This window comes from uncultured Amaricoccus sp. (assembly GCF_937858865.1).
In the GTDB taxonomy this organism is placed as follows: Bacteria; Pseudomonadota; Alphaproteobacteria; order Rhodobacterales; family Rhodobacteraceae; genus Amaricoccus.
Genome location: NZ_CALLYO010000516.1, coordinates 1 through 3,340 on the forward strand (window position 1 = coordinate 1; position 3,340 = coordinate 3,340).

General features: G+C 70.9%; 3 protein-coding genes. 2 read left to right on the forward strand and 1 reads right to left on the reverse strand.

Going from position 1 to position 3,340, the window contains the following annotated elements:
• Window positions 1-120: 120 nt before the first annotated feature.
• Window positions 121-534, reverse strand: a complete 414-nt coding sequence (locus Q0112_RS15075; protein WP_297976684.1) for a phage holin family protein — start codon at window positions 532-534, stop codon at window positions 121-123.
• Between the two features lie 63 nt (window positions 535-597).
• On the opposite strand from Q0112_RS15075, the gene Q0112_RS15080 reads away from it, so the two are divergent.
• Complete coding sequence (locus Q0112_RS15080) at window positions 598-2,199, forward strand: glycoside hydrolase family 43 protein (RefSeq protein WP_297976686.1); 1,602 nt, start codon at window positions 598-600, stop codon at window positions 2,197-2,199.
• A gap of 8 nt (window positions 2,200-2,207) precedes the next feature.
• The coding region (locus tag Q0112_RS15085; RefSeq protein WP_297976689.1) for a glycoside hydrolase family 3 N-terminal domain-containing protein at window positions 2,208-3,340 on the forward strand (1,133 nt) is incomplete at its 3' end.

Genomic DNA, 3,340 nt, shown 5'->3' on the forward strand with positions numbered 1-3,340 from the left:
GCTTTCCAGCCCCTTTCCGGCCGCATTCCAGTCCGCTCAAGTCGCTGTTAACACGGACGGAATTCCCCTCGATCCCGATTCAACCTGCCGGAGGCCATACGGCCGTCTCGAGCTCCCGCCTCACCGCATCGGCGGCACCTGCGGCCCCGACCCCGCCCGCGCCGCCAGCGTCTTCTTGAAGATGACGAGCGGCAGGACGAGGATCGCGATGACGCCGAACAGCCAGACCACCAGCGTCGCAATCACCCAGGTCGAGAAGCCGGTGATCTGCAACCCGTCGGTCAGCCAGGTGGTAACGAGCAGCCCCACGAAAGTAGTGACCAGCGCAATACCGCCGGTGATCGCGCGCACATACTTGAACGAGAGCTTGAAGATCAGCGGCGCCAGGATGAACCGCGCCGCGGTAAAGACGACGATCACCCAGAGAAAGCCCGCCGGGGTGATGACGAAGCCCGGCAGCAGCCACTTTGCCACGAGAAGACCGATGGCGTTCGCCACCAGCTCAATTATCGTCACGGCGATCAGACGAACCATCGGCACCTCCTGCTGCCCAGGCTATCGGGCGGAAGTGCCCCCGACAAGCTGGAGGCGATCCGAGTGATCCGCAATCCGATTCTCAAGGGTTTCAACCCCGACCCGTCGATCTGCCGCACAGGCGACGACTACTGGATCGCCACCTCGACCTTCGAATGGTACCCCGGCGTCCAGATCCACCACTCCCGCGACCTGGTGAACTGGCGCCTCGTCGCGCGCCCCCTCAGCCGGACGAGCCAGCTCGACCTGCGCGGCGCGCCCGACAGCTGCGGCGTCTGGGCCCCCTGCCTCTCCTGGGCCGACGGGCTCTTCTGGCTGATCTACACCGACGTGAAGCGCTACGACGGCAACTTCAAGGACGCGCACAACTATCTCGTGACGGCGCCCGCGGTCACCGGGCCGTGGTCCGAGCCGGTCTATCTGAACTCGTCGGGCTTCGACCCCTCGCTCTTCCACGACGACGACGGCCGGAAGTGGCTGCTGAACCAGCAATGGAAGCATTCGACCGACAGCGTCGGAGGGCGTCCGCGCGGCACCGCCTTCGACGGCATCCTGCTGCAGGAATACGACCCCGTCTCCCGCCGGCTTACCGGGCCCGTGCGCAACATCTTCCCCGGCTCCTCGCTCGGGCTGGTGGAGGGGCCGCACATCAACAAGCGGGCGGGCTGGTACTATCTGACCACGGCCGAGGGCGGCACGGGCTACGACCATGCGGTGACGATGGCGCGGTCCCGCGACATCCGCGGCCCCTACGAGCTGCATCCGGCAGTGCACCTCCTGACTTCGAAGGACGCGCCGAAAGCGCCGCTTCAGCGCGCCGGCCACGGGCAGATCGTCGAGACGCCGGACGGCGCTGTCTATCACACCCACCTCTGCTCGCGGCCCCTGCCCGGCACCCGGCGCTCGCCGCTCGGGCGGGAGACGGCGATCCAGAAGTGCGCCTGGAAGGAGGACGGCTGGCTCTATCTCGAGCAGGGCGGACTGGTCCCCGCGCTCGAGGTCCCCGCCCCGCCCGGCGCGGCGGAGCCCGAGCCAGACCGGCCGGTCGAGTATCGCTTCGACACCCCTGCCCTGCCGCAGGACTTCCAGTGGCTGCGCACGCCCTACCCCGAGCGGCTCTTCGCCCTGACCGGCAGCGCGCTGCGGCTCTTCGGCCGCGAGTCGGTCGGGAGCTGGTTCGAGCAGGCGCTGGTCGCGCGGCGGCAGGAGCATCACGCCTATCGCGCCGAGACGCGGCTTCTCGCCTTCGATCCCGACACCTACCAGCAGAACGCGGGGCTCGCGACCTACTACAACCGCTTCAAGTTCCACTTCCTCGCCGTGACCCACGATGCGGCGGCCGGGCGGGTGCTGACGATCCTCTCCTGCCCCGGCGACTGGCCGGACGGACGGCTGGGCTTCCCGCTGCATCCGCCGGTGCCGGTTCCAGACGGGCCGGTCGACCTCGCCGTCGAAGTGCGCGGTGCGGCGCAGCAGTTCTTCTGGCGGGCGGGCGGCGAATGGCAGCCGGTCGGCCCCGAGCTCGACGCCTCGGTGATCTCGGACGAGAGCGGGCGGGGCGAGCACGGCTCCTTCACCGGCGCCTTCGTCGGCATGCTCGCCTTCGACACCTCCGGCCGGGCGGCCACCGCGGACTTCGCCGCCTTCAGCTACGCGCCGGGATAGGCCGCGCCGTGCGCCGCCGCCGCGTCCTCGCGCTCCTGGCCGCGAGCCCCGCCCTCGCCGCGCTCGGCGGAAGGGCGGAGGCGCAGGTGGCGGAGCTCGTCGGACGGATGACGCTGGCCGAGAAGATCGGCCAGCTCACCATGGTGACGGCGGGCTATGCCATCACCGGGCCGACGGGGGACGAGGATCTCCCGGCGCTGGTGCGGGCCGGCCGGGTCGGAAGCCTCTTCAACCTCTGGGGCCGGCCGGCGGTGCGCGAGCACCAGCGGCTCGCGGTCGAGGAGACGCGGCTCGGGGTTCCGCTCTTCTTCGGGCTCGACGTGCTGCACGGCTTCCGCACCGTCTTTCCGATCCCGCTCGCCGAAGCGGGGGCCTTCGATCCTGGGCTCTGGGAGGAGACGGCGCGGGTCGCGGCGGCCGAGGCGGCGGGGGCCGGCCTCGACCTCACCTTCGCACCGATGCTGGATCTTTCCCGCGACCCGCGCTGGGGGCGCATCGCCGAAGGACCGGGGGAGGATCCCTTCGCCGGCGCGCGCTTCGCCGAGGCGAAGGTGCGCGGCTTTCAGGGGGAGGGTCTCTCCGGCATCGCGGCGACGGCAAAGCATCTCGCCGCCTACGGGGCGAGCACGGCGGGGCGCGACTATGCCCCGGTCGACGTCTCGGAGCGGGCCCTGGCGGAGGTCTATCTGCCGCCCTTCCGGGCCGCGGTCGGGGCGGGCGCGGCGGCGGTGATGCCGGGGTTCACCGATATCGCCGGGATACCGCTGACGGCACATCGCGAGCTCCTGACCGGGACGCTGCGCGAGCGGTGGGGGTTCGAGGGGGTGGTGATCAGCGACTATGGCGCGATCGGGGAACTGGTGCGGCACGGGGTAGCGGCCGACATCGTCGAGGCGGCGGCGCTCGCGATGAACGCCGGGGTCGACGTCGACATGATGTCCTTCGCCTACGAGAAAGGCCTGCCGGCGGCGGTGGAGCTGAGGCTGGTCGAGCCGGGACGGATCGACGCGGCGGTCGGGCGGGTGCTGGTACTGAAGGCGCGGCTCGGGCTGCTGGACGATCCCTATCGCCGCTGCCAGGGGGCGGACCCCGCGGTGCGGCTAGACCGCCGGGCGGCGCGGGCGGCGGCGGTGCGGTCGAT

Excerpts from the sequence above, each read along its gene's own strand:
- Q0112_RS15075 (WP_297976684.1), bottom strand. The coding sequence starts at position 534 with ATGGTTCGTCTGATCGCCGTGACGATAATTGAGCTGGTGGCGAACGCC.